This window comes from Myxococcus dinghuensis, assembly GCF_024198235.1.
Taxonomy (GTDB): Bacteria; Myxococcota; Myxococcia; order Myxococcales; family Myxococcaceae; genus Myxococcus; species Myxococcus dinghuensis.
The window spans coordinates 91,166-114,880 of record NZ_JAKCFB010000025.1; the positions used below are offsets into that span (position 1 = coordinate 91,166).

The 23,715-nt window shown below is 71.4% G+C and carries 24 protein-coding genes; 12 read left to right on the forward strand and 12 right to left on the reverse strand.

Features of this window, described 5'->3' with window-relative positions; translation table 11 throughout:
• Positions 1-10 precede the first annotated feature (10 nt).
• Both LZ198_RS28155 and LZ198_RS28160 read left to right on the forward strand, forming a co-directional pair.
• Complete coding sequence (locus LZ198_RS28155; RefSeq protein ID WP_253975174.1) at positions 11-385, forward strand: hypothetical protein; 375 nt, start codon at positions 11-13, stop codon at positions 383-385.
• A 22-nt stretch (positions 386-407) separates the two neighbouring features.
• Positions 408-1,358: a prolipoprotein diacylglyceryl transferase family protein gene (locus LZ198_RS28160; RefSeq protein WP_253975175.1), complete on the forward strand. Its 951-nt coding sequence runs from the start codon at positions 408-410 to the stop codon at positions 1,356-1,358.
• A 55-nt stretch (positions 1,359-1,413) separates the two neighbouring features.
• Here LZ198_RS28160 and LZ198_RS28165 read toward each other — a convergent pair whose 3' ends face one another.
• A complete protein-coding gene (locus LZ198_RS28165; protein ID WP_253975176.1) occupies positions 1,414-1,743 on the reverse strand; it encodes a DUF2917 domain-containing protein in 330 nt (109 codons plus the stop codon).
• A gap of 195 nt (positions 1,744-1,938) precedes the next feature.
• On the opposite strand from LZ198_RS28165, the gene LZ198_RS28170 reads away from it, so the two are divergent.
• Positions 1,939-3,375 (forward strand): aminotransferase-like domain-containing protein, encoded by a 1,437-nt coding sequence (locus LZ198_RS28170; protein WP_253975177.1) that lies wholly within the window; start codon positions 1,939-1,941, stop codon positions 3,373-3,375.
• Between the two features lies 1 nt (position 3,376).
• On the opposite strand, the gene LZ198_RS28175 is transcribed toward LZ198_RS28170, so the two are convergent.
• The 3 genes from LZ198_RS28175 to LZ198_RS28185 are packed head-to-tail and all read right to left on the reverse strand — an operon-like array spanning position 3,377 to position 6,868.
• On the reverse strand, positions 3,377-4,603 hold the full coding sequence (locus LZ198_RS28175) for an HlyD family secretion protein (RefSeq protein WP_253975178.1): 1,227 nt from the start codon (positions 4,601-4,603) through the stop codon (positions 3,377-3,379).
• 3 nt (positions 4,604-4,606) lie between these two features.
• A complete protein-coding gene (locus LZ198_RS28180) occupies positions 4,607-6,241 on the reverse strand; it encodes a DHA2 family efflux MFS transporter permease subunit (protein WP_253975179.1) in 1,635 nt (544 codons plus the stop codon).
• 6 nt (positions 6,242-6,247) lie between these two features.
• Positions 6,248-6,868: a TetR/AcrR family transcriptional regulator gene (locus LZ198_RS28185; protein ID WP_253975180.1), complete on the reverse strand. Its 621-nt coding sequence runs from the start codon at positions 6,866-6,868 to the stop codon at positions 6,248-6,250.
• Between the two features lie 302 nt (positions 6,869-7,170).
• Here LZ198_RS28185 and LZ198_RS28190 point away from each other — a divergent pair, with 302 nt between their 5' ends.
• Together LZ198_RS28190 and LZ198_RS28195 are read left to right on the forward strand one after the other, a co-directional pair.
• Positions 7,171-7,866 (forward strand): DUF6445 family protein, encoded by a 696-nt coding sequence (locus tag LZ198_RS28190; RefSeq protein ID WP_253975181.1) that lies wholly within the window; start codon positions 7,171-7,173, stop codon positions 7,864-7,866.
• A 152-nt stretch (positions 7,867-8,018) separates the two neighbouring features.
• On the forward strand, positions 8,019-8,738 hold the full coding sequence (locus LZ198_RS28195) for a carboxymuconolactone decarboxylase family protein (protein ID WP_253975182.1): 720 nt from the start codon (positions 8,019-8,021) through the stop codon (positions 8,736-8,738).
• Positions 8,739-8,793: 55 nt separating this feature from the next.
• On the opposite strand, the gene LZ198_RS28200 is transcribed toward LZ198_RS28195, so the two are convergent.
• From LZ198_RS28200 to LZ198_RS28210, 3 genes are all read right to left on the reverse strand, one after another.
• The gene (locus tag LZ198_RS28200; RefSeq protein WP_253975183.1) at positions 8,794-11,226 is read right to left on the reverse strand and encodes an ABC transporter permease; all 2,433 of its coding nucleotides are present in this window, start codon (positions 11,224-11,226) and stop codon (positions 8,794-8,796) included.
• 156 nt (positions 11,227-11,382) lie between these two features.
• Positions 11,383-12,234 carry a hypothetical protein gene (locus LZ198_RS28205; protein WP_253975184.1) on the reverse strand — a complete coding sequence of 284 codons (852 nt, stop codon included), beginning with the start codon at positions 12,232-12,234 and terminating at the stop codon, positions 11,383-11,385.
• A gap of 190 nt (positions 12,235-12,424) precedes the next feature.
• Entirely contained in the window at positions 12,425-13,267 is an 843-nt protein-coding gene (locus LZ198_RS28210) for an enoyl-CoA hydratase/isomerase family protein (RefSeq protein WP_253975185.1), read from the reverse strand.
• Positions 13,268-13,363: 96 nt separating this feature from the next.
• Here LZ198_RS28210 and LZ198_RS28215 point away from each other — a divergent pair, with 96 nt between their 5' ends.
• Positions 13,364-13,744 (forward strand): winged helix-turn-helix transcriptional regulator, encoded by a 381-nt coding sequence (locus LZ198_RS28215; RefSeq protein ID WP_253975186.1) that lies wholly within the window; start codon positions 13,364-13,366, stop codon positions 13,742-13,744.
• A gap of 35 nt (positions 13,745-13,779) precedes the next feature.
• Here the strand turns inward: LZ198_RS28215 and LZ198_RS28220 are convergent, their stop codons facing one another.
• On the reverse strand, positions 13,780-15,519 hold the full coding sequence (locus LZ198_RS28220; protein WP_253975208.1) for a metallophosphoesterase family protein: 1,740 nt from the start codon (positions 15,517-15,519) through the stop codon (positions 13,780-13,782).
• 103 nt (positions 15,520-15,622) lie between these two features.
• Positions 15,623-16,015 carry a cupin domain-containing protein gene (locus LZ198_RS43480; RefSeq protein ID WP_253975187.1) on the reverse strand — a complete coding sequence of 131 codons (393 nt, stop codon included), beginning with the start codon at positions 16,013-16,015 and terminating at the stop codon, positions 15,623-15,625.
• 509 nt (positions 16,016-16,524) lie between these two features.
• On the opposite strand from LZ198_RS43480, the gene LZ198_RS28230 reads away from it, so the two are divergent.
• Complete coding sequence (locus tag LZ198_RS28230) at positions 16,525-16,986, forward strand: acyl-CoA thioesterase (RefSeq protein ID WP_253975188.1); 462 nt, start codon at positions 16,525-16,527, stop codon at positions 16,984-16,986.
• A gap of 31 nt (positions 16,987-17,017) precedes the next feature.
• On the forward strand, positions 17,018-17,788 hold the full coding sequence (locus tag LZ198_RS28235) for a class I SAM-dependent methyltransferase (protein WP_253975189.1): 771 nt from the start codon (positions 17,018-17,020) through the stop codon (positions 17,786-17,788).
• Positions 17,789-17,799: 11 nt separating this feature from the next.
• On the opposite strand, the gene LZ198_RS28240 is transcribed toward LZ198_RS28235, so the two are convergent.
• A complete protein-coding gene (locus LZ198_RS28240) occupies positions 17,800-18,906 on the reverse strand; it encodes a hypothetical protein (RefSeq protein WP_253975190.1) in 1,107 nt (368 codons plus the stop codon).
• Positions 18,907-19,116: 210 nt separating this feature from the next.
• On the opposite strand from LZ198_RS28240, the gene LZ198_RS28245 reads away from it, so the two are divergent.
• Both LZ198_RS28245 and LZ198_RS28250 read left to right on the forward strand, forming a co-directional pair.
• Positions 19,117-19,524, forward strand: coding sequence for a DUF962 domain-containing protein (locus tag LZ198_RS28245; protein WP_253975191.1), 408 nt, complete (start codon positions 19,117-19,119; stop codon positions 19,522-19,524).
• A gap of 215 nt (positions 19,525-19,739) precedes the next feature.
• Entirely contained in the window at positions 19,740-20,462 is a 723-nt protein-coding gene (locus tag LZ198_RS28250) for a YebC/PmpR family DNA-binding transcriptional regulator (RefSeq protein ID WP_253975192.1), read from the forward strand.
• A 75-nt stretch (positions 20,463-20,537) separates the two neighbouring features.
• Here LZ198_RS28250 and LZ198_RS28255 read toward each other — a convergent pair whose 3' ends face one another.
• Positions 20,538-21,026 (reverse strand): hypothetical protein, encoded by a 489-nt coding sequence (locus tag LZ198_RS28255; RefSeq protein WP_253975193.1) that lies wholly within the window; start codon positions 21,024-21,026, stop codon positions 20,538-20,540.
• A gap of 312 nt (positions 21,027-21,338) precedes the next feature.
• On the opposite strand from LZ198_RS28255, the gene LZ198_RS28260 reads away from it, so the two are divergent.
• Positions 21,339-22,217, forward strand: coding sequence for a hypothetical protein (locus LZ198_RS28260; protein WP_253975194.1), 879 nt, complete (start codon positions 21,339-21,341; stop codon positions 22,215-22,217).
• Positions 22,218-22,226: 9 nt separating this feature from the next.
• Here LZ198_RS28260 and gspC read toward each other — a convergent pair whose 3' ends face one another.
• The gene (gspC, locus tag LZ198_RS28265; protein ID WP_253975195.1) at positions 22,227-23,087 is read right to left on the reverse strand and encodes a type II secretion system protein GspC; all 861 of its coding nucleotides are present in this window, start codon (positions 23,085-23,087) and stop codon (positions 22,227-22,229) included.
• 261 nt (positions 23,088-23,348) lie between these two features.
• Between gspC and LZ198_RS28270 the strand changes: the two genes are divergently transcribed.
• The gene (locus tag LZ198_RS28270) at positions 23,349-23,696 is read left to right on the forward strand and encodes a hypothetical protein (protein WP_253975196.1); all 348 of its coding nucleotides are present in this window, start codon (positions 23,349-23,351) and stop codon (positions 23,694-23,696) included.
• Positions 23,697-23,715: the final 19 nt, after the last annotated feature.

A 23,715-nucleotide genomic window follows, 5' to 3' on the forward strand; every position in this document is an offset into this window, starting at 1 on the left:
AGAGAACCCCATGAAGAAGATTGCCGCGGGAATCTGTGTGGTCGGGTTGTGTCTGGCGCAGGGCACGGCGCAGGGCGCCGAGGACTGCATCAAGACGATGAATCAGGGCGCCGCCACCGTCGCCCTGGGACTCTATGAGCAGTCGTGCGTGACCATCTCCTTCAGCTCCGGAGTCATCACCAAGGACGTGAAGTACAACTGCTGCGGGTCGGCGCCCACCATCCGCGTCAACGGCGCGGACTGGGAGCGGCTGCGCGCGGACGGCAAGCTGGATGGCTTCCGCTACCAGGTGATCACCAGCAGCAACAACAACTACACCCTCACCTTCCGGAAGATGTCGGGCACGAATCCGACGAGCATCGCCGCCGAGGACTTCTACAAGTAGCCGGTGGTTCTCGAGAGGCCCCGTGCCAACCCACCTCCTCCACTCCCTGAATCCCCAGGCGTTCCAGCTCTCCGAGTCGCTCACCCTGCGCTGGACGGGTGTGGCGTGCCTCGTGGGGTTGCTGCTCGCGTTCGTCCTCCTCCGGCGGCGCGCCGCGCGGGGCGAGGGGCCATTTCCCCTGGAGGAGGTGTCCGGCTTCGTCCTCTTCGCGGGCCTCTTCGGCGTCATCCTGGGAGGCCGCGCGGGGGACGTGCTGCTGCACCACTGGGACGACTTCTCTCGCGACGGCTCCATCCTCCTCCAGTTCCAGCAGGGCGGGACGTCCCTGCTGGGCGTGGTGGTGGGCGTGCTGCTGTACGCGGCGTATCACGCGCGGGAACGTCAGCGCTCCTGGCTGGAGGTGACGGACGCGGTGGCGAGGGTTGCGCCCCTGGGGCTGCTGCTCGGCTGTCTGGCGGCGTTCGCCGAGGGCGCGCCCGTGGGGAGCGTCTCGGAGGTGCCGTGGGCGATGCGCTTCCCGGCCGAACTGAACGCGCCGGGCTTCCAGCCGGTGGCCGCGCCCGCGCTCGGCCTGGGCGAGCTGGCCGGGGCCCCCGGTCATGAGCTGGCGAAGCTGGCGCGAGAGGTCCCCTCCTTCGGGGATGAACTCGAGCGCATCCTTCCGCCGCGCCACCCCGTGCTGCTCTACGAGGTGGTGCTGGAGGGGCTGGCGCCGCTCGTGCTGCTGATGTTGCTGCGGGGACGCGCGTGGATGCGCCCGGCGGGGATGACGACCGGGGTGTTCCTCGTGGTGACCGGCGCGGCCCAGGCGTTGGGGCAGGTGTTCCGCGAGCCCGACCCCAACCTGCCGTTCTCGGCCCAGTTCGAGAGCGGCCCGCTGCTGTCGCTGCTGCTGCTGGCGGTGGGCGCCGCCTTCATCCTCTCCGCGTCCGCCGCGCGCCGAGCGGTGGCCAGCGTCCAGCCGCTCGCGTAGGCGCACGGGAGGACGCCGACCGCCACGGGTTCGGCGTCCCTCCGCGTCTCGCGCCTCAAACCCTGTTCGAGACCGGGGGCTCGTGGGCCACGCGGAGGCTCGCGGACTGGAGGGCCTGGACGACGGTGTGTCCGCCCCGGTCCAGGCGCATCGTCGCGCCGGCCTCGAGCACGTAGTCCCGAGGGTCTCCCTCGTGCGTCACCCACAGCTCGCCCTCGCGACAGGTGAGCCACAGCGCCTCACCCGGTCGCAGGTGTCTGCTCCACAGCTCACCGCGCTCCAGCCGCAGGGTGCCCGTCTCCCCGCTCGCGGCCTCTCTCGAGAGGGCGCCCTCCCACAGCGCCCCCCACCACTCCTGGAACCTGAAGGCGGATGCTCTCGCCATGACCTCGACCTCCTTGCCGCGCACCATGCGCCCGGAGGACGGAACGGAACAGATTCAGCGAATGCCCATTGTGACCAGTACAGTTGAGCCCAAGAGAACTGTACTGGTCGAGCGCGAGGGCAGGTGTATCTGGGAATCGCGCGGGGCGGCCATTACCGATGCAGGTCATCGGCGGAGCTTCTCCGGGGAGCCGACATGGGCGCGCTGGCACATCGACTGAAGCTGTACGAGCAGGTGGCCGACCGGCTGAAGGACGCCATCGACGCGGGGACGCTCCGCGCCGGGGACAGGCTGCCGTCCGTGCGCCAGTTGAGCCTGCGTGAGCGGGTGAGCATCTCCACCGTGCTCCAGGCATACCTGCACCTGGAGTCGATGGGGCTCATCGAGACGCGGCCCCAGTCCGGCCACTACGTGCGCCGCCGGGAGCGCTTGAGGCTCGCGGAGCCCCAGGTGAGCCGGCCGGCGCCCGCGTCCACACCCGTCTCCGTCAACGCGCTGGTCTCCCGCATCTACCAGGCCATGCGCGACCCGCGCATCGTGCAGCTCGGTGGCGCGTGGCCGTCCCCGGAGCTGATGCCCACGCGGCGGCTGTTCCGGGAGCTGAACGCGCTCACCCGCGAGAACCAGGAGGCCGGCCTCCTCTACGACCCGCCTCCGGGCTGCGCGGAGCTGCGGCAACAACTGGCGCGCCGCTCGCTCGACTGGGGCGGGGCGATGTCCGCGGACGACTTCGTCGTCACCGTGGGCGCGTCCGAGGCCATCCACCTGTGCCTGCTCGCGGTGGCCCGACCCGGCGACACCATCGCCATCGAGTCCCCGGCGTACTACGGGACGCTCCAGGCCATCGAGTCGCTGGGCCTGCGCGCGCTGGAGATTCCGTGCAGCCCGCGCCACGGCATGGAGCTGGATGCGCTGGAGGCCGCCCTGGAGCGCCGCCGCGTGGCGGCGGTGCTGGTGGTGCCCAGCTTCAGCAACCCGGTGGGCAGCTGCATGCCGGAGGCGCGCCGGCGCCAGTTGGTGGCGATGCTGGACGCGCGGGGCGTCCCCCTCATCGAGGACGACATCTACGGCGACCTGCACTTCGAGCCCGAGCGCCCGCGCACGTGCAAGTCCTTCGACACCACGGGCAACGTGCTGCTGTGCGGCTCGTTCTCCAAGACGCTCGCGCCGGGCTTCCGCGTGGGCTACACGGCGCCGGGCCGCTGGCGCGAGCGGGTGGAGCTGCTCAAGTTCTCGCACACGGTGGCCACGCCCACGCTGCCACCGCTGGCCATCGCGCGGTTCCTGGAGGAGGGCGGGTACGACCGGCACCTGCGCGCGCTGCGCCGGGCGCTGGCGTCCCAGGTGGAGCGCATGGCGGAGGCGGTGGCGGAGCACTTCCCGGAGGGCACGCGCGTGGCGCGCCCGTCGGGCAGCTCGCTGTTGTGGGTGGAGCTGCCGTCCCAGGTGGACTCGCTGGTGCTGCACGCCCGCGCGCTGGAGGCGGGCATCAGCATCGCGCCCGGCCCCATCTTCTCGCCTCGGCCGGACTCGTACCGCCACTGCATCCGGCTGAGCTGCGGGCACCCCTGGGCGCCGCGCATCGACGCCGCGATGCGCACGCTGGGCTGCCTCGCGCGCAACCTGGTGTGACCTACCGCGTGTGGACGGTGACCTCGGCGGACAGGCCCACGCGCAGGGCCAGGCCCTGGGGCGGGTGATTCCAGGCGATGCGCACGGGCACGCGCTGCACCACCTTCACGAAGTTGCCGGAGGCGTTGTCCGGGGGCAGCAGCGAGAAGCGCGCGCCGGTGCCGCCGGACAGGCTCTCCACCGTGCCCTCCAGCTCCTCGCCGGAGTACGCGTCCAGCTTCACGTGCACGCGCTGGCCGGGCTGCATGTGGCCCACCTGCGTCTCCTTGAAGTTCGCCACCACGTAGGTGGTGAGCGGCACCAGCTCCGCCACGGACTGGCCCGGGGAGAGCAACTGGCCCGCGTGCACGGACAGCTTGGACACCTGGCCATCCGCCGGGGCGATGATGCGCGTGTCCTCCAACTGGAGCCGCGCCTGCTCCAGCGCCGCCTCCGCGCCCTTCACCCGGGCGTGCGCCAGGGACGCGCTGGCCTGGGCGGCGGCGATCTTCTCGTCGATGGGGGCGCTCACGTCGAGCTGGCCCTGGGCCTCCGCCACCTTGCTCTCCGCCGTGCGCCGGGCCTCCTCCGCCACGGTGAGCTGCGCGCGGGCGCCCTCCAGCGCGGCCTGCGCGGTGTCGTGCGCCGTCTGCGCGTCGTCGAGCGCGCTCTGGGACACCACGCTCTGCTCGCGCAGGCCCTTGGTGCGCTCCAGGTCCAGCGTGGCCTTGCGCGCCTGGGCCTCGGCGCGGGCGAGCGCCGCGCGGGCGCTGGCCACCTGCGCCTGGGCGCCGCTGACGGCCGCCGCGCTGGTGGAGACGAGCGCCTTCGCGGACGTCAGCCCGCCCTTGGCGCCCGCCGCCGCCACGGTGGCCTGCGCGTCCGCCGCCGCGGCCTGGGCGCGCGAGGACTCCAGCTCCGCCTCGGCCTGCTTCACGCGGGCCTCGTAGGGGCGCGGGTCCACCTGCAGGAGCAGGTCGCCCTTGTGCACGGTGGCGTTGTCCACCACGCCCACCTGGACGACGGGGCCGGAGACGCGCGCGGCGAGCGGCACCACGTCCGCCTCGACCTGCGCGTCGTCGGTCGTCTCCTGGCCGGCGGTGATGACCTTGAAGCCGCCGATGAGCGCGACCAGCGCGACCACCGCGGCGCCGAGGATGAGGAAGCCCTTCTTGCCGCGCTTCGCCTGGGCCGCCTCGGCGGGCGCGGGCGCGGATTCCGGAACGAGTTGGGGAGCCGTCGTTGCCATGGGTCAGATCTCCACGTCGATGTGGGGCTTCTCTTGGGAGCCCCCGCCGCTGGGCGCGGCCTTGAGGAAGTAGATGAGCGGCAGCACCACCACGAACATCAGCGCCGCGAGCACGAACAGCTTGTCGAAGGCGAGCACCATCCCCTGGCGCGTCACCGAGCCCACCATCATCTGGAGGCTGGCCAGGTGCGCGCTGGCCTGGTCCAGGCCGCGCTGCATCAGCCCCTTCTGCATCAGCCCCATGCGGCTGGCGACCTCCAGCCGCTCCGGGTTGAGGTGCGCGGCGATGGAGGCCTTGGCCTGGATGGAGTAGCGCGACAGGAGCGTGGTGAAGATGGCCAGCCCCATGGAGCCGCCAATCTGGCGCAGCAGGGAGTTGAGCCCCGTGGCGTCCGCCATGCGCTCGCGCGGGATGTTGGCGAGCGCGGTGGCGCTGAGCGGCACGAACATCAGGCTGAAGCCCACGCCCTGCAGCATGATGGCGCGGATGATGTCGTGCGAGCCCGTCTCCAGGGAGAAGTGGCTCATCTCGAACGCGCCGAAGCCCGCGAACACGATGCCCGCGGCGACCAGGATTCGCGCGGGCACGCGCCGGTAGAGCCGGCCCACGAAGGGCATGCACAGCAGCATCACCAGCGTGCGCGGCATCAGCGCCATGCCGGACTGGGTGGCGGTGAAGCCGAGCAGCTCCTGCATGAACACCGGCAGGAGGAACATGCTCGCCATGAGCACCGCGAACACGAGCGCGTTGAGCAGCGTGCCGGACGCGAACACCGGGTCCTTGAACAGGCGCAGGTTGACGGCGGGGACGGGCGCGGTCAGCTCGCGGATGACGAAGGCGATGAGGCAGGTGCCGGCGACGATGGAGCAGACGACGATGAGCGGGGACTGGAACCAGTCATCCGCCTGGCCCTCCTCGAGGACGTACTGGAGCAGGGCCAGGCCCATGCACAAGAGGACGATGCCGGACCAGTCCATGTGGCGGCGCTGGAGCTCGGCCTCCTTGCGGGCGGAGGCGCGCAGCTGCTCGTCCTCGTGGACGAAGCGCGCGACCATGAAGAAGCCGAGGATGCCCACCGGCACGTTGATGAAGAAGATCCAGGACCAGTGCCAGTTGTCGACGATGTAGCCGCCGAGCGTGGGGCCGATGGCGGGGCCCACCATGACGGCCATGGCGAAGATGGCCATGGCGGTGCCCTGCTCCTCGCGGGTGAAGGTCTGCCGCAGGATGGCCTGTTCGGTGGGTTGGAGCGCGCCGGCGCCCAGGCCCTGGAGGAAGCGGAAGAGGATGAGGGTGGGCAGGTTCCAGGCGAGGCCGCACAGGAACGAGCCGACGACGAAGAGGACGAGGCAGGCGAGGTAGACGCGCTTCTGGCCGAAGAGGCGTCCGAGGAAGCCGGTGAGCGGCATCACCATGACGGTGGCGATGACGAAGCCGGTGGTGGCCCAGGTGATTTCCTGGACGGTGGCGCCCACGGCGCCGCGAATCTGGGGCAGGGCGACGTTGACGATGGACGAGTCGATGGCGCCCATCAGCGTGCCGAACGTCACCGACAGGGTGACGAGCCACTTGTTGTTCACGGCCCTGGTGGGCGCGGGGGCCACCAGGGCCCCGGGTGATGCGTCGGTGGACTCCATGGCGGGCTACACCTCGATTCCCTTCAGGAAGACGCGGAGGAGCTCCTCGCCCCAGGCCTGCGGCGGGGTGGGGTCCTCGGCGCGGATGCGGTCCAGCGCGCCGCGCACCATGCCCATGAGCAGGGTGGGGTAGAGGTCGCGGCCCTCGGCGCGGAAGTGTCTGGCGCGGATGCCCTGGTCGAAGATGGCGTCGAGGCGGCGGCGCAGCTCGGCGATGACGCGGCTCTTGTTCTGGCGGCGCGACTCGTCCTCGGGCAGCTGCATCAGCATGCGCACGAACGCGTCGCGCTCCGCGACGTGGGCGAAGATGACGGTGACGAAGGCGCGCAGCTGCGCGGCCGCGGGCTGGCCCTTGGTGGGCGCCATGGCGGCGTCCATGCGCTCCAGCAGCACCTGCCGCCGCTTCGCCCCCAGCGCCTCGATGAGCGCGGCCCGGTCCGTGAAGTGGTTGTAGAGCGTCCCCACGGACACGCCCGCCTGCTCGGCGATGGCCTCCATCTTCGCGGCGTGCAGGCCGTCCCGGACGAAGACCTGGGCGGCCGCCGTCAGGATGGCGTCCGCGGTGGCCTCCTTCAGCCGCGAGCGGAGCCTTTTGACGGGTGCCTCAGATTTTGAATCTCGATTCATTTCTTGAAGGAACATTTACGCCGACCCCCGCCGGAGTCAACTTGCCCTGCTGGTCAGGTGGGCGAGCGGGCGGACGTGGGGCAAAACGCCCCACGCCATGACACGGTGTGCGGGAAACACTGGCACCGGGCTTCAGGGTAGGCCGCCCGTGCATTTCAATGTGTTTCATCACCTTCCGCTCGCGGGCCATCGCGGCAGAGTCCGCGTCGTCATGAGTCGCGCCACGCGACCGGACCCGTGCCTCCGCGCCCGCTCGCGCGCCGGATCCTCGACGCTGGCGTCCGGGTGAAAGGCGGTTGGCCATGGTGATGGAGCTCCGGCAGCCGGTGTCTGCCGTCCGCGACGTGCTTCCGTATCGGAAGCCGAAGCGGGGGCGGGACTTCTGGGTGAAGGACGACGTGCTGCCCGACCCGCTGGGCGTCTACGAGCGCAACCTGGCCCGCGAGGACTGGACGCAGGGCGCGCCGTGGCGCCGCGAAATCTGGCCCGGCATCCGCGCCCCCCATGCCCTCACCCCCGAGGAGCTGGCGCCCGTGGAGCGCTGGATTTGCGAGCAGGCGGGCGTGCGCGCGCTCAAGCAGGAGGCCCCCGCACAGGGCTCGCTGTCCCACAACCACGTCCAGGTGGTGGGAGAGATGGAGTCCACCGCCAAGCCCCACGTCGACTCCCTGGCGCTGTGCGACTTCGCCGCCGTCATCTACCTGCACCCGAAGCCGCCCCGCGCCCACGTGGGCACGTCGTTCTACCGCCTGCGCCTGCCCGGCGGCGGCCTGGGAGGCAACGTCTGCCCCCCTGGCTGCGTCAACCTCACCCAGGCCTTCGGCGTGACGAAGCTGCCGGCGAACGCGTGGTCACAGGACGTGGAGGTGGAGAACGTCTTCAACCGGCTCGTCGTCTACCGCGCCGACTTCGTCCACTCCGCCACGGCCTACTTCGGCCAGGGCGACCGGCGGAACAAGCGCGCCACCGCCCTCTTCTTCTGGAAGGCCGTGCGCTGAGGGCCCACGTTCTCCGTGGTCCATGCCCACGACGTCCTCCATGCGCCGACCAGGGAGCAGGGCGGTCGAATGGATGGAGAAGGCCCGGGACGCTCGATACATACGACCGTCGACGGGCCATGGCGGTGGGTGGGGCGGAAAGGACGGATGTCATGCGGAACGATGAAGGTCGCGCGGCGGCGCTCGCGCCCGAGGACGTGCGGGCCGTTTCACCGGCGCTCGCGCGCTACACCCAGGGCGTGCTCCTGGGGGAGGTGTGGAATCGTCCCGACCTGTCGGCGAGGGACCGCGGCATCGTGACGATGGCCGCCTTGATTGCGCGCAACCAACTGGCCGAGCTGCCCTTCTACCTGGACCTCTCGCTCGACAGCGGCGTGAAGCCCGGCGAGGTCTCCGAGCTCATCACCCACCTGGCCTTCTACGCGGGCTGGGGGAACGCGACGTCCGCCGTCGCGCTCACGAAGAAGGTGTTCACCCGCCGCGGCGTCGGGCCCGAGCAGCTCCCGCCCGCGACCGGAGAGCTGCTCCCCCTGGACGAGGCCGCCGAGGCCCGGCGCGCCACGGGGGTCCTGGAGAACTTCGGCGCGGTGGCTCCGGGTGTCGTGATGTACACCGGCGCCGTGCTGTTCCGGGACCTCTGGCTGCGCCCCGGGCTCGCGCCGAGGGACCGGAGCCTGGTGACGGTCAGCGCGCTCGTCGCCAACGGCCAGGTCGCGCAGATTCCCTACCACCTCAACCGGGCGATGGAGAACGGGCTGACCCAGCCGCAGGCCGGCGAGGTCCTCACGCACCTGGCGTTCTACGTGGGGTGGCCCAACGTCTTCTCCGCCATGCCGGTGTTCAAGGAGGTCTTCGGGCAGCGCCCCCGCTGACGCGCGTCGCCCCGCACCGCGCGCGGGGCGACGTCCCAGGCCCGGGTGTCGCGCGCTACTCCGACGACAGCGCGATGCCTGGGGACACCCGCGACGCGCGGCGCGCGGGCAGCCAGCTCGCCAGCGCCACCACGCTGAGCAGGAGCAGGGGGACCGCCGCGAACGTCATCGGGTCGGTGGCGCTCACGTCGTACAGCAGGCCCTCCAGCACCCGCGACAGCAGCAGCGCCAGCACCAGGCCGATGCCCAGGCCCACCGCGCACATCCGCAGCGCCTGCCGCATCACCAGCTTCACCACGTCCCCGGGCAGGGCGCCCAGCGCCAGCCGGATGCCCAGCTCGCGCTGCCGCTGCGCCACGCTGTACGCCATCAACCCGTAGATGCCCAGCGAGGCCAGCGCCGCCGCCGCCAGCGCGAAGGACAGCAGCAGCACCCGCTGGAAGCTCCGGTCCGCCACGGACTTCTCCAGGCTCTGCTCCAGCGTCTCGGTGGGCGCCAGCGACACCTGCGAGTCGAGCTGCTTCAGCTCCGCCTTCACCGCGGTGGCCACCGCCTCGGCCGGCAGGCCGCTGCGCACCATGACGGAGGCGGACCCCCAGGGCGTCTGCGCCATGGGCGAGTACAGCTCCGGCTCCGCGGGCCGGTCCAGCGCCCGCGCCCGGATGTCGCCCACCACGCCCACCACCTCGCGCGTCCTCGGGGCGTCGTAGCCGATGATGACGTGCTTGCCGATGACCTCCTCGCCCGGGAAGAAGCGCTTCGCGAACGCCTCGTTCACCACCACCACCGGCGGCGCCTCGGCGGTGTCGCGGGACGTGAAGTCACGCCCCCGCTTCAACTGGATGCCCAGCGTGGAGAAGACCCCATCGCTCATCGCGCGGAACCCCATCGCCCGCTTCTCTCCCGGAGGGGTCGGCCGCTCCGGGATGTCCAGCATCAGCGAGAGGCCACCGCCCGTCACCACGCCCGGCGCCACGTAGGCCGCGGCCTGGACGCCGGGCAGCGCGCGCACGCGCTCCAGCAGGCGGTCGTAGAAGGGCGCCATGTCCGCGCCCTTGTAGCGGGCGCCCGGCAGGCTCATGCTCAGCACGGTGATGCCCCGCGCGCGATAGCCCGGGTCCACCACCGACAGCCGTTGCGCGCTCCGCACCAGCAGCCCCGCGCCCACCAGCAACACCAGCGCGAACGCCACCTGCGTGGAGACGAGCCCGGCGCGCCAGCGCAGCGTCGACCGGCTCGCGCTCGTGCCGCGCGTGCTCTGGAGCAGCCCACCCAGGCTGGCCTTCATCGCCGTGCCCAGCGGCGCCAGGCCACACAGCAGCGCCACCGCCACGGCCAGGCCGAACGTGTATGCCAGCGCGAGCCCGTCCACCCGCACCGCCTGCACCTGCCGCACGGACTGGGGCAGCATCGCGTTGAGCGCGTCCGTCCCCCAGACCCCCAGCAGCAGTCCCAGCGCGCCACCCGAGAGCGCCAGCAGCGAGCCCTCCGCGAGCAGCTGCGTCACCAGGGCGCCCTTCCCGGCGCCCAGGGCCGTGCGCACCGCGAACTCCTGTTGCCGCACCAGCGAGCGCGCCAGCAGCAGCTGCGCCACGTTCACGCACGCGATGAGCAGCAGCAACACCACCGCGCCCAGGAGCAGCAGGGCCGGTCGGCGCGTGGTCTCCGACAGCCGCTCCTGCAGGCCGACGACGCTGACGCTGGCGCGGAGGTTGGTGTCCGGGTGCTGCTCGGCCAGCGAGGCCATCAGCGCCTGCGCCTCCTTCCGCGCCTGGTCCACGGTGGCCCCGGGCGCGAGCCGCGCCACCGCCGAGTACAGGTGCGTCCCCCGGCGGTCCCAGTTCGCGCGGAAGAAGGCGTCCGTGGCGAGGGGGACCCACATCGACACGAAGCCCGCGCGCGCGCCCTCGCGGGGGAAGTCGAAGTCCTGGGGCATGACCCCCACCACCGCGAAGCGCTCGCCGTCGAGCTCCAGCGTGCGCTCCAGCACGTCCCGGTTCCCGCCGAAGCGGTTCATCCACGTCGAGTACGAGAGCACCGTCGCGCGCGGTCCGTTGGGCACGTGCTCCTCCGGGGTGGGCACCCGGCCGAGCAGGGGCTGCACGCCCGCGACGCGGAAGAAGTCCGCGCCCACGGAGGCCACCGCCACCCGCTCGGGGTCCATGTCCGGACCGGACAGCGTGGCGCCGCCGGTGTCGAAGGCGGCGAAGCCGGAGAAGGACTTGACGTGCTGGCGCAGGTCCTCGGCGTCGGGGCGCGACAGGCCCGTGCTCGAGTCCGGCTCGGCCGCGTCCTGGCCCCACACGGACACGAGCCGCTCGGCCTCGGGCAGGGGGAGCGGGCGCAGCAGGAGCGCGCTCACCACGCTGAAGAGCGTCGTGTTCGCGCCGATGCCGAACGCCAGCGCCAGCACGGTCGCCACCGTGAAGCCCGGGCTGCGCCGGAGGGAGCGGAGGCCGTATCGCAGGTCCTGGAGGAAGGAAGCCATGCGGCGCCTCAAAGCCATTCGCGTGCCAACGCGCCAGGAGGCGAACGTCCTGGGACGACGGCCCCGGCTCCCTCGGGAGCGCCCCCGGATTGACCGGTAATGGGACGACGGCTGTCCGGAGGCGACACGTCGGGACGCGTCACGTCCCCTCCGGCATCACGTGCCCGCGAGCGCCTGTTCGCGCCAGGTGTTCCACCCGGCGGGGAGGGGGATGGGGAGCGTCCAGCCCTGGGCCTCCTGGAGCGCCGTGTCCAGGAACTCCGGGAGCGTCGTGGGCACGGCCAGCTGAAGGACCTCCCGGATGGCCTCGAAGAGCTGGGCGCGGGTCTTCATGCCCAGCCCGGCGTGGTCCAGTCGGGCGGCGGTCGCCCCCAGGACATCGCCCAGGAAGACCATCCCGGCGTTCTCGCACTCCTTCTCCGCGCGAACCGACAGCCCCACTTGCTCGATGCGGGTGAGCAGCATCTCGCGGTGCTGCTCCGTGAGGTGGGTCGGAGGCCCCAGGGGCGCCGCGTCGTCGCTCCCATGGGTCGTCATGACCATCTCCCCGAGCGACTCGGCGGGCTCTCGGGTGAGGGGGTCGAGCAGCTCGCGCTCCAGCGCCTTGTTCGAGGCGAGCGCCAACCCATGTTCCCTGGCGTGGGCGCTGAGGAGCTCCACCGGATAGGCCATCGCGTGGCGCAGGGTCCAGCCGGGCCAGTACGGCTTGAGTTCGCGCAGGAGGAAGCTCCGGTCGCAGTAGACGGGGAAGTCGTCCTCCCGCTCGATGAAGCCGAAGTCCCCTCCGAGCACGAGCTCCTTCCGGTCCCGGTCCACGCACACCGCCGCGACCACGTCATCGAGCGCCGTGGCCGACCGCCAACCCTGGGCCTTCTTCCGCTGGGCCTCGATGTGCTCGACCCCCGCCACCAGGAGCGCGAACACCTTCTTCCCGTCGTCGTCCTCGTGGCGATGGACCTCCACCTTGCCGTCCTGGATGAAGACGAGATTCGTCGAGGGGGTCGTCATGGGCGCCTGGGTTCCTTGAGTTCCGAGGGGGTCGATGGCCCGCCTCCGGTGCTGGGGGCGGCACTGTCTTGAACGCACCCGGAGAGGGGGTGTCGCAAGCCCGGTCAGCGCGCGAGCCACGAGCCTCGCCGGGTGGTCGCCTCCGACCGCGAGCCGGAGGTCCTCCGCGTAGGTTGCGCGGCCTCTCCCGTCACGGCGACAGGGTTCCGAGTTCGCGCAGCAGCGCCTCGAGGCGGAGTTCGCCGTCACGCGTCTGTGCGCCGCGCGCGAGTCCACCGCGAATCAGCCGCTCGGCGGCCGGGCGCGCGAACAAACCCGCCCAGGCCTCGTTCTCCCGCGCGAGCCCCTCGGAGAGGTCCGCCGGCGGCAGGGCCTGCTTGGCGGCGGCGACGACACCCGGCGGAAGCGCGGCGACGTTGCGCGCCAGTCGCTCGACGAAGCCCCCGAGCTGGTCGTCGGGCAGGGCGCGGTTGAGCCAACCGTAGCGCTCCGCCGTCTCCGCATCGAAGAGGTCGGCCCCCAGAATCACCTCGAGCGCGCGAGCGCGCCCCAGGCGGTGCGCGAGCAATTGGGTTCCACCCCCGCCGGGGACGATTCCCATGAGCGCCTCGCACTGGGCGAGTCGACCCCGACCGAGCGCGGCGAAGCACAGGTCGGCCGCCGCCACGAACTCAGCACCGCCGCCCCGTGCGATGCCCGCCAACTGGACGAGCGTGAGCTGGGGCTGCCGACGCAAGGTCTCCGCGAAGTCCTGGAACACGTTGAGGCCGGCGGGTGTGTCCTTGGCCAGCTCGTCGAAGGCGTGCGGCGAGTCGATCAACGCCATGTCGACGTGCGCGATGAAGAAGTCGGGGTTCGCGCTGTCGAAGACGATGACCCTCACCGAGGGGAGGTCGCGGACGTCGGCGAGGAAGTCGCGGAGCTCCTTCATCAGCGCGACGTCGAGCACGTTGACCGGAGGGTTGTCGAGGGTGACGCGGGCGACGCCGGAGTCGATGGAGACGTGAATCTTGGAGTAGCGAGCTTGGGTCATGGGGGGCCTCGGTCGGGTTGCGCGCCCCAAGGTATGCAATGAATACTTGGTGTCAATGACGCACCTGAAGCATCCCAAGGATGCTCGAGGATACCGATGGCCGCTGATGACTCCGACCCCGTGTACCGCGCCGACTGTCCGAGTCGGGTCATCCTCGACCAGATTGCGGACAAGTGGTCGGTGCTGGTGCTCGCCGTGCTCGCCGAGCCCCGGCGCTTCAACGCAATCAAGCGGCGCTTGGATGGTGTCACGCAGCGGGTGCTGACCCAGACCCTGCGCCGCCTGGAGCGCAACGGCATGGTCGCGCGCCGCGTCCTGCCCGGGCCTCCGCTGGGCGTCGAGTACTCGCTCACGCCGCTCGGCCTCTCGCTCCAGCGGCCGTTCAGCGCGCTCTATGCGTGGACGGTCGAGAACATGGACGACATCCAGGTCGCGCAGGAACGATACGACGCCGCGTCCGCCCGTTCACGACGGTGACGCCGCGCGCGCTCGGCTCGGAGCGGTGAGGCGCGTCAGAGGCGGATGGGGGGCTCGATGAGCGAGGGAGGCGTGGCCTTCGGGTCGTCCGGCTCGTAGGCGGGCGCGTAGGGGCCGGCGTGGACGCGCTTCCACTTCCGGGGCACGCGCTCGATGCCCACCGGATACACGGTGAGCCGGCCCTCTCCGTCGATGTGCAGGCGCAGGAAGTTCTTCCAGTCCGGCAGGGCCAGCGAGATGAACGCCTCGTTGGAGTGGGCGCCGAACACGTTGACGCTCAGCCACAGGTAGAGGCCCATCACGAACGGCCCCACGAGGAAGCCGCCCAGGAAGGTGAGCGCGGACGACATCAGGAACTTCCCGGCCAGGTGCGCCCAGCCTCCGGTGCAGCCCAGGCCGTCCGGTGTCAGCTCGGGGCAGATGTTCATGCCGCTCACCGCGAGATAGGTGCCTCCCCACGCGACGAAGAACGCGGCGAGGATGTGCGCCACCCCGTGCAGCGTGCCGGCCAGCCACCGCCACTTGCCGAACGCCGAGTCCGCCAGCCCGATGAGGCCGCCGATGGTGGCCATGCCCAGCACCATCGTCCACGGGCGGCTCACCATGCTGTTGGCCACCGCCATCACCACCTCGCTCAGGCGCGACACGCCCAGCGCGCCCACCTCCGCGTAGGCGGCCAGCGCGAGCAGCAGGTACAGCGCGCCCGTCATCAACCCGAACAGCGGGCTGTAGCGGATGAGCCACAGGTTCTTGCGCGCGAGCGCCCGCGACGTGCGCTCGTCCGGGAAGCTCTTCTCCAGCTTGTAGCCGTCGCGCAGCACGTGCGCCTCGGGCGCGTGCGTGGGGTGCAGGAACGCGCCGCCGCCGCCCGCCGTGATTTTCTGCCGGCCCGCCGCGTCCTCGTGACGCCGGTAGTGGTGCAGGTCCCCCGCGAGGAAGATGCTGATGCGCCGGCCGAGCACCTTCTCCTGGAGGTACTCGAGGTTGTTCTCCAGGTAGCTGCCCTTGCGCCGCTGCGTGGCCGCGAAAATCCACGCGGGCTCCGCGTTGCACAGGATGACCCGGTCGTCCGGCCCCATGTGCTCGGCCACCTGGCGGAAGTACTCCACCTGCGGCACGTCGATGTCGCTGTTGAGCTGCACGTCCGTGCCGACCAGCCACCACTGCCTGGGCAGCTTCAGCGCGAAGTAGCTGCGGCTCTGTCGCGTGCGCCTGCCGGCGATCCACCGGTTCGCGCAGAACAGCCGCATGAAGGCCGACAGGCCGTCGTACCAGTCGTGGTTGCCCGGAATCATGAACAGGTCCGGGCTGGGCGCGTTCGAGCGGCGCATCGCGGCCTCGTACGGCTGCACCAGCCGCTCCTCGTAGGCCTCGCGGCTGGCGCCGGGATACACGCCGTCACCGCCGAACACGAGCACGCGCCCGCGCTTCGTGTCGTGCGTGCCCACCCGGGGCTGGCCACGCACGGGCAACTGGAGCTCCGGCAGGGCCAGCAGCCGCGCCACCGTGTACGTCGAATCCCAGCCGTCCCCCGTGTCCGCCACGTAGTCCAGCCAGAAGTCGCCCTCGGGCAGCGTCTCGTTCGAGTAGTCGAAGTACGGCTCCTGCGGACGCACCACCGCCTCGATGAGCCGGTGGTCCGCGCGCGCGCCGAACACCGCCGCGACCAGCGCGTCGAGCCCCGTGCGCAAGAGCTGCGCGGGGTGCAGCCAGCGCACCATGCCCACGGGCTTCTGGGGATGGGTCGCCGTGCCGCTGTCGGAGATGGGCGCCATCTCGTTGCGTGAACCCACCACCCAGGCGCGCCCGGTCGGGGGCGTCTCGCCCTGGGGGCGCGTGTCCTGGTCCGTGTCCTGCTTCTGCGCGACCCCGTCCCGCTCACCTGCCATGAGGCGTGTTCTCCCTCGGTCCCTGCGTGAAGCGTTGCTCGGGCCCGGGGCCCGCGTAGACCTGCACCGCCTTGAACGTCGCGCCCGGCGTCACCACCTTCGCCGAGTGCTTCGCCCCCGCGGGGATGTAGACCGCGTCGCCCTTGCCCACGCGCAGCGCTTGTCCCGCGACCACCATGTCCGCCGCGCCGTCCTCGATGTAGAGCAGCTCCGCGCTCGTGTCGTGCGTGTGCTCGGGCACCTCGCCGCCGGGTTGCAGTTCCAGCAGCGTCATCGACGCGGCGGTCGCTCCCGTCGAGGGATTCAGCAGCAGCGTCGCGCGGCCCTTGCCTCCCGCGATGATGTGCCTGGGGGACTCCGTAGTGGAGACGCGGTGACGCACGGGGGATGCCTCACGGGTCGCGGTTGCCCGCGCTCCCTGCTCGGAGGGGGACGTCCCCGATGATGCGCCTTGCCCGACACGGGAGGGCCCCGGCGCGGCGGCCTCGCCGGAACCTGGCGTCGAGGTCGTGGCGCCGGAGGTGCTCGATGTCGCACCCGGTCCGACGGTGGAGGCACGTGACGCGGTTGCCTCGCCCGAACCCGGGCGAGAGGGGCGGGGCGGGGCGCTCGTCCCAGCGGGGGACGCCGCCCTCGCGCGGAGGGGCTCGCTCGCTCTCTTCGACGAGCCCTCGGGTCGAGCCTCCGCGGACTCCTGGGGCACGGCGGAGGACGCGACCTCACGCGCCAGCGCGGGTGCGGCCAGGCCGAGCCCGCCCGCCGCGAGCGCGCATTTCAGGAGTCGTGGACTCATGGGGTTGTTGGATTACCACGACGGCGGCCCCTGACTGGAGGGCAGGCAGGCGGTGTTCTTCGTTCCCAGGAGGCGCGGCCTGGGGCACCCTGCGAGCCATGTCGGACTCCGTGCTCTCGGACTTTCCCGTCGTCGTCCCCTTCACCCTGCATTGGAGTGAAATGGACGCCTTCGGTCACGCCAACAACGCCCGGACCTTCACCTGGTTCGAGTCCGCCCGCATCGCCTACCTCGCGCGCATCGGCCTCACCGGGCCGTCGGGGGCGGGGGAGGACCGGACGCCGGGCGGTGTCGGCCCCATCCTCGCCCACACGGAGGCGGACTACCTCAAGCCCGTCGTCTTCCCGGCCCGGCTCGTCGCGGGCGCCCGGGTCACCCGCATCGGCTCGTCGTCCATCACCCTGGAGCACGCGGTGGCGGGTGAAGCCGACGGGGTGCTCTACACGCGCGGCAACGCCGTCATCGTGTCCCTGCGCTACGCCACGGGCGAGAAGGTGCCCGTGCCCGCCCAGGTCCGCGCCGCCATCGAGGCGCTCGAGGGCCGGTCGTTCTCTCCATGAGGCCGGGGCGCCGAGCCGGAGGCCCGCGCGCATGAGCGGCGCCGTGCTGGACTTCTACGAGGGCCTGGCCGAGGAGTACCACCTGCTCTTCGCCAACTGGCCGCAGACGGTGGAGCGGCAGGGCGCCGCGCTGGATGCCCTGCTGCGCCGCTGCGAGATGCCGCCACCCCGGCGCGTGCTCGACTGCGCGTGTGGCATCGGCACGCAGGCGCTGGGGCTCGCGGGGCGGGGCTACGTGGTGCACGCCACCGACCTGAGCCCCGCGGCCGTCGCCCGCGCCGAGCGCGAGGCCCGCGTCCTGGGCGTCACCCTCACCACCGGCGTCGCCGACATGCGCACGCTGGACGAGCAGGTGGCGGGCGGCTTCCACGTCGTGCTCGCCTTCGACAACGCGGTGCCGCACCTGCTCACCGACGAGGACCTGGACGCCGCCGCGCGCGCCATGGCCTCGCGGCTGGTGCCGGGGGGACTGCTCGCCCTGAGCGTGCGCGACTACGACACGTTGATGGCGCAGCAGCCGCGCTTCACGTCGGAGCGCGTGCTCGACACGCCCGAGGGCCGCCGCATCCTCTTCCAGCTCTGGGACTGGGCCGCCGACGCGCGCACGTACACGGTGCACCAGTTCATCCTCCGTCCCGAGGCGGGCGGCTGGAAGACCACCGAGCACACCGGCGTCTATCGCGCCCTCCAGCGCGTGGAGGTGGAGCGCGCCCTCACGCGCGCGGGCCTGGTGGACACGCGGTGGTACTCGCCCGAGGAGACGGGCTTCTTCCAGCCGGTGCTCACCGCGCGCCGGCCCTGAGCGACTTCCGCTCAGCCGCCGCGCTTCACGTCCGCGGGGGCGTTGGGGTGGCGCGCGAGCATCATGCGCAGCTGCGGCTGGCGGCGCACCGCCTCCTGCTTCAACAGGTGCGTGATGAGCGCCGGCGGCGCCGCGCTCCACCTCGCGATGTTCTGGATGAGCAGGGGCGAGCGGTACGTGCGCCCGCACAGGAGGGACGTCGTCTTCCCGTCCACGGACAGCCCGAGCAGCGCGTTGAGCGCGCGGCCCTCGGTGTTGAGGATGAGCTCGACCTTCTCCTCGGAGGGGCCGGTGGTGAAGCGCTGGCGCAGCACCTCGCGCGCCGAGCGCCGCGTGGACTCGGGCACGTCGCGGTCGTTCGTCACCTTGTGCAGCTCCATGAGCCGCCGCGCGCTCCACAGGCGACGGAACAGCCCGGCGGGGAGCTGCGGATTGCGCACCAGCCAGCGCCGCACCCCCGTGTCCGCCGCGAAGGCCGCGCGGGCGCAGAGCGCCTCCAGGCCCACCGGGTTGCGGTGGTTGCGCGCGATGAGCCGCGCGTGCGCCAACCCCGTGCGCGGATTCTCCAGCACCGCCTTGATGACCGCGGGGACCGGGTCGAAGCAGAACGCGGACAGCTCCGGGTCCTCCACGCCGCGCGCCTGCGCCACGCGCTGGTCCTCGGGTTGGGGGTGCAGCCGCGTCTCGAACAACTGCCGGAAGTTGCCCAGCGCGACCTCGGGCACGTCCTCCTCGGGCTCGGGCTCCGCGTCGTCCGCTGTCGCGTCGGAGGGCTCGGCGTTGGCGGTGTCGCCCTCCAGCTCCAGCGGGGGCAGCGGCTCCTCCGGAGGTGGCGTCTCCCGGGCCACGTGCCCTGTCTGGGCGGTGGGCTCGTCGCCGGGGTGGACGGGGGGCCTCGGTGGCGGCGGCTCGGCGCCGGTCGCGGGGAGCAGGGCGCCCTCGGCGACCAGCCGGGTGAGGATGCCCTGGAGCCGCTCGGGGGGGAGCCCGGTGAGGGCGGGCAGGTTCCGAGCGGCGGTGGCGCCATCCAACCGGGAGAGCACGAAGCCCTCCTCCGGGCTCAGCACCAGGGAACGGAGGTTCACCTGGGGATTGGGCTTCGGAATCCAGTCCGTCATTCAGCGCCGAGTCTCCCACGACCCTCGGGCCGCGCGGAGTCGCGCGCAGTGTGGATCCGACCGGCCGTCGGAAATTGTGAGTGGCGCTGGATGAGGGATGACAGGGCCCGTCCGCCCGCTCGTCTCCCGGGACGGCGTCCTGCCTGGACCTACACACTCCGACCTGGATCCGGTTGACGCCGAGTGCCCGCCTGGACACAACTTCCATCCATGCCCAAGCCCATCCAGACCTATGCCGAGTTCTGGCCGTTCTACCTGCGCGAGCACTCGTTGCCCATCACGCGCCGGTTCCACTTCGTGGGCACGAGCCTGGGCCTGGCGACGGGCGTCGCCGCCATCGTGACGGGCCGGGCGGCGCTGGTCCCCGCGGCCCTGGTGGCGGCCTACGGCTTCGCGTGGTTCAGCCACTTCTTCATCGAGAAGAACAAGCCCGCCAGCTTCAAGTACCCGCTCTGGTCGTTCATCTCCGACTTCCGGATGGCGGGGCTGATGGCGGTGGGGCAGCTCGACGCGCACATGGAGCGCGCCTTCGCCAACGGCGCGCAGGGCACCGGCGCCAACAGCCTGTCGCCCGCGGAGCAGCAGGCCCAGCAGGCGCCCCAGGCCCAGGCCCGCTAGTCCACCCGCGGCGACCGGCAGGCGCGCGGGCCTCGCGGCCTCCTCCCGCCGTGTCCCCAGGGGCCGTCCTCGGGAAGCGCTGACGCCCCGCACATCAAGCGCGGGCGCCCCACCCGAGTTGCGCTACATTGGCCCCAGCCCTTTCGAGCAGGCAACCCCTCTTCATTCCGGGCGCCTCCGGCGCTCCTCCCCTCACATCCGAGTCGCACCGAGCCATGGGACGCATTTTCGAGACACGCAAGGCCACGATGATGGCCCGCTGGAACAAGATGGCGAAGGTCTTCACGCGCATCAGCAAGGACATCGCCATCGCGGTGAAGGCCGGCGGGCCCAACCCGGACTCGAACTCCACGCTCCGCCGCGTGCTCCAGAACGCGCGCGCGGCGAACATGCCGAAGGACAAGGTCGAGGCCGCCATCAAGCGCGCCAGCGGCCAGTCCGCCACCAGCTACGACATCGTCCTCTACGAGGGCTATGCCCCCCACGGCATCGCGTTGCTGGTGGAGACGGCGACGGACAACGTCGTGCGCACCGTGGCCAACGTGCGCATGCACTTCAACAAGTACTCCGGGAACATGGGCACCACCGGCAGCGTGGCCTTCATGTTCAAGCGCATGGGCGTCTTCCGGCTCAACCCGGAGGGCCTCGACCAGGAGGCGCTGGAGCTGGAGCTCATCGACCACGGCCTCCAGGAGATGGGCGAGGGCACGGGCGAGAAGGGTGAGAAGCAGCTCATCATCCGCTGCGACTTCGCCGACTTCGGCAAGCTCCAGACCGCCATCGAGGCCAAGGGCCTGACGCCCATCTCCGCCGACTCCGAGTACATCGCGGAGAACCTCATCGAGCTGCCCGAGGACAAGGCCAACGAGGTCCTCGAGCTGGTGGACTCGCTGGAGCAGGACGACGACGTGCAGCGCGTCTTCCACAACCTGGGCTGAGGCCCGGGTGCGCGCCCGGGGACGGCGCGGGTGCTCGTCGCGAGCGTCCCCGTCTCCGGGCCATGTCCGTCTTCCTCACCGCGCCACGGCGTAGGTCTTGCGGATGGGGGTTCCGCCGCGGTCGAGGTCCACCTCCACGCGGGTGGCGGTGTCGAGCTGCTCGTAGACCTCCATGACCTTGCCGGGCGAGTCGAGCGTGATGCCATTGATGGCCTGGATGATGTCGCGCTCCTGCAATCCCAGCTTGGTGAAGACGGAGTCGGGGCGCACGGAGAAGAGCTTGAAGCCCACGGGCTTGCCTTCCTTGAAGGCGGGGACGATGCGCGCATCCTGCGTCGGCGTGCAGGGGCGCCGATGGTAGGCGTTGGCCTTCGGGCGTACCTGGTAGGTGTGCTCGCCCGTCGCCTGGACGTCGAGGTCGTCGGGGATGAGGTCGCCGGGCAGCGGCGCGGGGCGCCCCTGGCGGGGCTCCGGGGGGCTTGCGCGCGAGACGACGGGCGCGCTCGCCAGGAGGAGGGCACTGCTCCACAGCCAGACCTGCTTGCGGACCGAGCAACTCGTCATGGTTCGTGTCTCCTTCCCCGCTCGGGGGTGGCGGGAGGCATGAGCAAGCACGGTGCCAGGGGGCTGCCTTCGCGGGGTCCCCCTCGATGACACGGCGAGCCAGGGGGCCGCGCCGGGGACCGGGAGGGCCTCCGGTGTCAGGGATGGCAGGCGGAGGGGCTGGGGCGAGGACAGGCTGTCCTGACAGCTTGTCACGGCGCGGCAGGACGCCTGGATTCGGAAAAAACGTCCGCACCCGATGCGACAGGTCGCCCCCCAGGACGTTGTCGTCATCATTGGGGGATTGCCGCCCTCGCCGTCGCGGAGCAGGCCATGTTCATCGTCTACGGGAGTTCGCGGAAGCAGCAGGCGCTGGGAAGTCGTCAGGTGATGTGCCCGGATTGCCAACGGGAGACGCCGCACGACTTCTCGCACACCTACCGCGTGGCGCACGTCTTCTGGTTCCCGCTGTTCTCGTTCGCGCTGAAGTACGCGCGCGCCTGCACGCGGTGCAGGCTGTACACGGAGATACCTCCGGAGCAGGTCGGTCCGGTCCCCTCGCCGCCCTTCATGCACCGCATGGGGTTGCTGATTCCCATGGGGGCGGTGTCGCTGTGCTGCGTGTGCTACCCCATGTCGAACCTGGTGATGGGGCTGGTGCTCTCCGAGCCCCGGTCCGCTCGCGTCCCCATCCCTGTCGCCGAGGTCGAGAAGCCGGGCCGCTCCAAGGACTTCACGGACCGGTTCAAGACCCTGGCCGAGGACGCGGCCATGGAGAAGGTCGTCCGGACCCAGCTCGATTCGATGGGGTTCAAGTCGATGGTCGTCTCGGCGGCGTCGAGCTACGTCGAGGGGCCGGTCATCCGAGTCCTCACCCTGCACTGGTCGAAGATGAAGACGGTGGGCGAAGAGGACCGCCTTCGCTTGATGGGGCTGTTGGAGTCCACGGTGGACCAGCACTTCCCTCGGGACGAAGCCTTCGTGGGGCTGGAGGGCACGGTTTTCTGGAGGGGCTTCTCGTTCCGGGAGGGCGGCGGCAAGTGGACGCGAGACCCGGATGATCCGACGGAGAGCGCGGAGATCTTCGCGGTCGACGCGATCATGGGTCGTCGGATTCCGCTTCCCGGGGAGGAAGAGGAGCTGCTGGAGGAAGCGCCGTCCGAGGTCGATTCCGACGCGGGAACCCACGTGGCGGACGACGCGGTGAAGTGAGCCCGGGCCTCAGCGGACGTCGTACGTCTTCCGGAGGACGGCGCCCGCGCGCTCGACGTCCACCTCGAGGTGGCGCGAGTTCTTGAACAGGGTCACCACCTCCAGGGCCTTCTGGGGCGAGTCGAGGCTGATGCCGTTGACGCGCAGGAGGATGTCGCCGTTCTGGAAGCCCGCCTGCTCGTAGGGGGAGCCGGAGCGGATGGCGAAGAGCTTGAAGCCCTGGACCTTGCCGTCCCGGGCGGCGGGGACGAGGCGGATCTGCTGGAGCTCCGGGGTCTGCGCGAAGCGCTCGAGGTCGAGGAAGCGGCCCGGGATTTCGTAGGCGTGCTCGCCCAGGCGGCGGATGTCATGGCCTTCCCGTCCGCTCGGGGGCGGCGGCGGCGCGGGCGCGTTCGCGGGGGCCTGCCCGTCGATGACCTCCTCCTGTCCATTCACCCGGATGATGACGCGCTCGCGCTCGATGAGGACGACCTGGGCGTCGCGGAGCGCGTCTCCCACGCGGATGCTGTGCACGCGCTGGGTGTCGAGGTCCTGGATGGACGCGAGCGACCAGAGGGACTCGCGGGCGGTCAACGTGCCCAGCAGTCGCGCGCGGCGCCCGCTTCGCGGGAGCGCGGGGGCGGAGGCGCCGGGCGTCGCGGGGCGGTCCGAGACGCCGAGGAGGCGTGACAGCGAGCCGCTGCTCGGGAGGGGGCGCGCCGCGACGGCATCGCGAGCCCTCGCCCCAGGGAGGGCGTCCCCGCGTGGGATGGGCGGGGCGAGCTGGTACTCGGTGAGGAGCTGGACGGCGTGCGCCGTGACGAACGCTCCGGCCAGGATGAAGGCACAGCCCAGCAGCCAGGAGTATCGCTGGAGGAAAATCCGCATCATGTCCTGCCTCCTGCCCCTGTCCGGGGCGGCGCGAGGCAGAGCAATCACGATGCCAGCCGGGGCGTGTGTGGAATTGCCCTCGGAGCCCACGGGCTTCCGGGACCGGAACGCTCCGGTGGGAGGGCCTGGACGTCAGACATCGGGTCGAGGCCCCTGCCGGAATGGCAAGACAGCTTGTCAGGCCAGGACGTGTCGGGGAGGGGGTGTAGTGTCCCGCCTCCTCTTTTCGTCTGGAGGCTTCAAGTCATGAGGATGCTTGCGGTGTCTGCCATTGCGGGGCTCTCCCTGGTCGCGGGGTGCAGCAATGTGAAGGCGACGGGGATTCGGTCGGGGAAGCTCTATCCCAGCCTCGCCGAGGGGTGTCCGGTGCGCTTCGAGAACCTGTCCTATCAAGAGGCCAGCGCCACGCTGGAGATGGTGGGGCTGGTGACGTTGTCGGGCGCCACCGACCAGCCCCAGGCGTGGGAGGGTGAGACGCGGGAGCGGTTGTCTCCGAAGGTGTGCGAGCTGGGCGGGACGGTGGTGACCCCGAACGGGATGGTCTCCGGCGAGTCCTACCTGGGCCTGGGCACGGGGGCCATCCAGTTCGCCGTCTGGCGCGAGCGGTAGCGTCGCTGGGGCCGCGTGC

What these genes read in the sequence shown, in the direction of transcription:
- LZ198_RS28205 (WP_253975184.1), bottom strand. Translation starts at nt 12,234, where the DNA reads ATGACGACCCCCTCGACGAATCTCGTCTTCATCCAGGACGGCAAGGTG.
- LZ198_RS28260 (WP_253975194.1), top strand. Translation starts at nt 21,339, where the DNA reads ATGTTCATCGTCTACGGGAGTTCGCGGAAGCAGCAGGCGCTGGGAAGT.
- LZ198_RS28180 (WP_253975179.1), bottom strand. Translation starts at nt 6,241, where the DNA reads ATGGAGTCCACCGACGCATCACCCGGGGCCCTGGTGGCCCCCGCGCCC.
- LZ198_RS28215 (WP_253975186.1), top strand. Translation starts at nt 13,364, where the DNA reads ATGGCCGCTGATGACTCCGACCCCGTGTACCGCGCCGACTGTCCGAGT.
- LZ198_RS28200 (WP_253975183.1), bottom strand. Translation starts at nt 11,226, where the DNA reads ATGGCTTCCTTCCTCCAGGACCTGCGATACGGCCTCCGCTCCCTCCGG.
- LZ198_RS28255 (WP_253975193.1), bottom strand. Translation starts at nt 21,026, where the DNA reads ATGACGAGTTGCTCGGTCCGCAAGCAGGTCTGGCTGTGGAGCAGTGCC.
- LZ198_RS28185 (WP_253975180.1), bottom strand. Translation starts at nt 6,868, where the DNA reads ATGAATCGAGATTCAAAATCTGAGGCACCCGTCAAAAGGCTCCGCTCG.
- LZ198_RS28175 (WP_253975178.1), bottom strand. Translation starts at nt 4,603, where the DNA reads ATGGCAACGACGGCTCCCCAACTCGTTCCGGAATCCGCGCCCGCGCCC.
- LZ198_RS28235 (WP_253975189.1), top strand. Translation starts at nt 17,018, where the DNA reads ATGAGCGGCGCCGTGCTGGACTTCTACGAGGGCCTGGCCGAGGAGTAC.
- LZ198_RS28190 (WP_253975181.1), top strand. Translation starts at nt 7,171, where the DNA reads ATGGTGATGGAGCTCCGGCAGCCGGTGTCTGCCGTCCGCGACGTGCTT.
- LZ198_RS28250 (WP_253975192.1), top strand. Translation starts at nt 19,740, where the DNA reads ATGGGACGCATTTTCGAGACACGCAAGGCCACGATGATGGCCCGCTGG.
- gspC (WP_253975195.1), bottom strand. Translation starts at nt 23,087, where the DNA reads ATGATGCGGATTTTCCTCCAGCGATACTCCTGGCTGCTGGGCTGTGCC.
- LZ198_RS28170 (WP_253975177.1), top strand. Translation starts at nt 1,939, where the DNA reads ATGGGCGCGCTGGCACATCGACTGAAGCTGTACGAGCAGGTGGCCGAC.
- LZ198_RS28230 (WP_253975188.1), top strand. Translation starts at nt 16,525, where the DNA reads ATGTCGGACTCCGTGCTCTCGGACTTTCCCGTCGTCGTCCCCTTCACC.
- LZ198_RS28210 (WP_253975185.1), bottom strand. Translation starts at nt 13,267, where the DNA reads ATGACCCAAGCTCGCTACTCCAAGATTCACGTCTCCATCGACTCCGGC.
- LZ198_RS28240 (WP_253975190.1), bottom strand. Translation starts at nt 18,906, where the DNA reads ATGACGGACTGGATTCCGAAGCCCAATCCCCAGGTGAACCTCCGTTCC.
- LZ198_RS28245 (WP_253975191.1), top strand. Translation starts at nt 19,117, where the DNA reads ATGCCCAAGCCCATCCAGACCTATGCCGAGTTCTGGCCGTTCTACCTG.
- LZ198_RS28195 (WP_253975182.1), top strand. Translation starts at nt 8,019, where the DNA reads ATGCGGAACGATGAAGGTCGCGCGGCGGCGCTCGCGCCCGAGGACGTG.
- LZ198_RS28220 (WP_253975208.1), bottom strand. Translation starts at nt 15,519, where the DNA reads ATGGCGCCCATCTCCGACAGCGGCACGGCGACCCATCCCCAGAAGCCC.
- LZ198_RS28165 (WP_253975176.1), bottom strand. Translation starts at nt 1,743, where the DNA reads ATGGCGAGAGCATCCGCCTTCAGGTTCCAGGAGTGGTGGGGGGCGCTG.
- LZ198_RS28155 (WP_253975174.1), top strand. Translation starts at nt 11, where the DNA reads ATGAAGAAGATTGCCGCGGGAATCTGTGTGGTCGGGTTGTGTCTGGCG.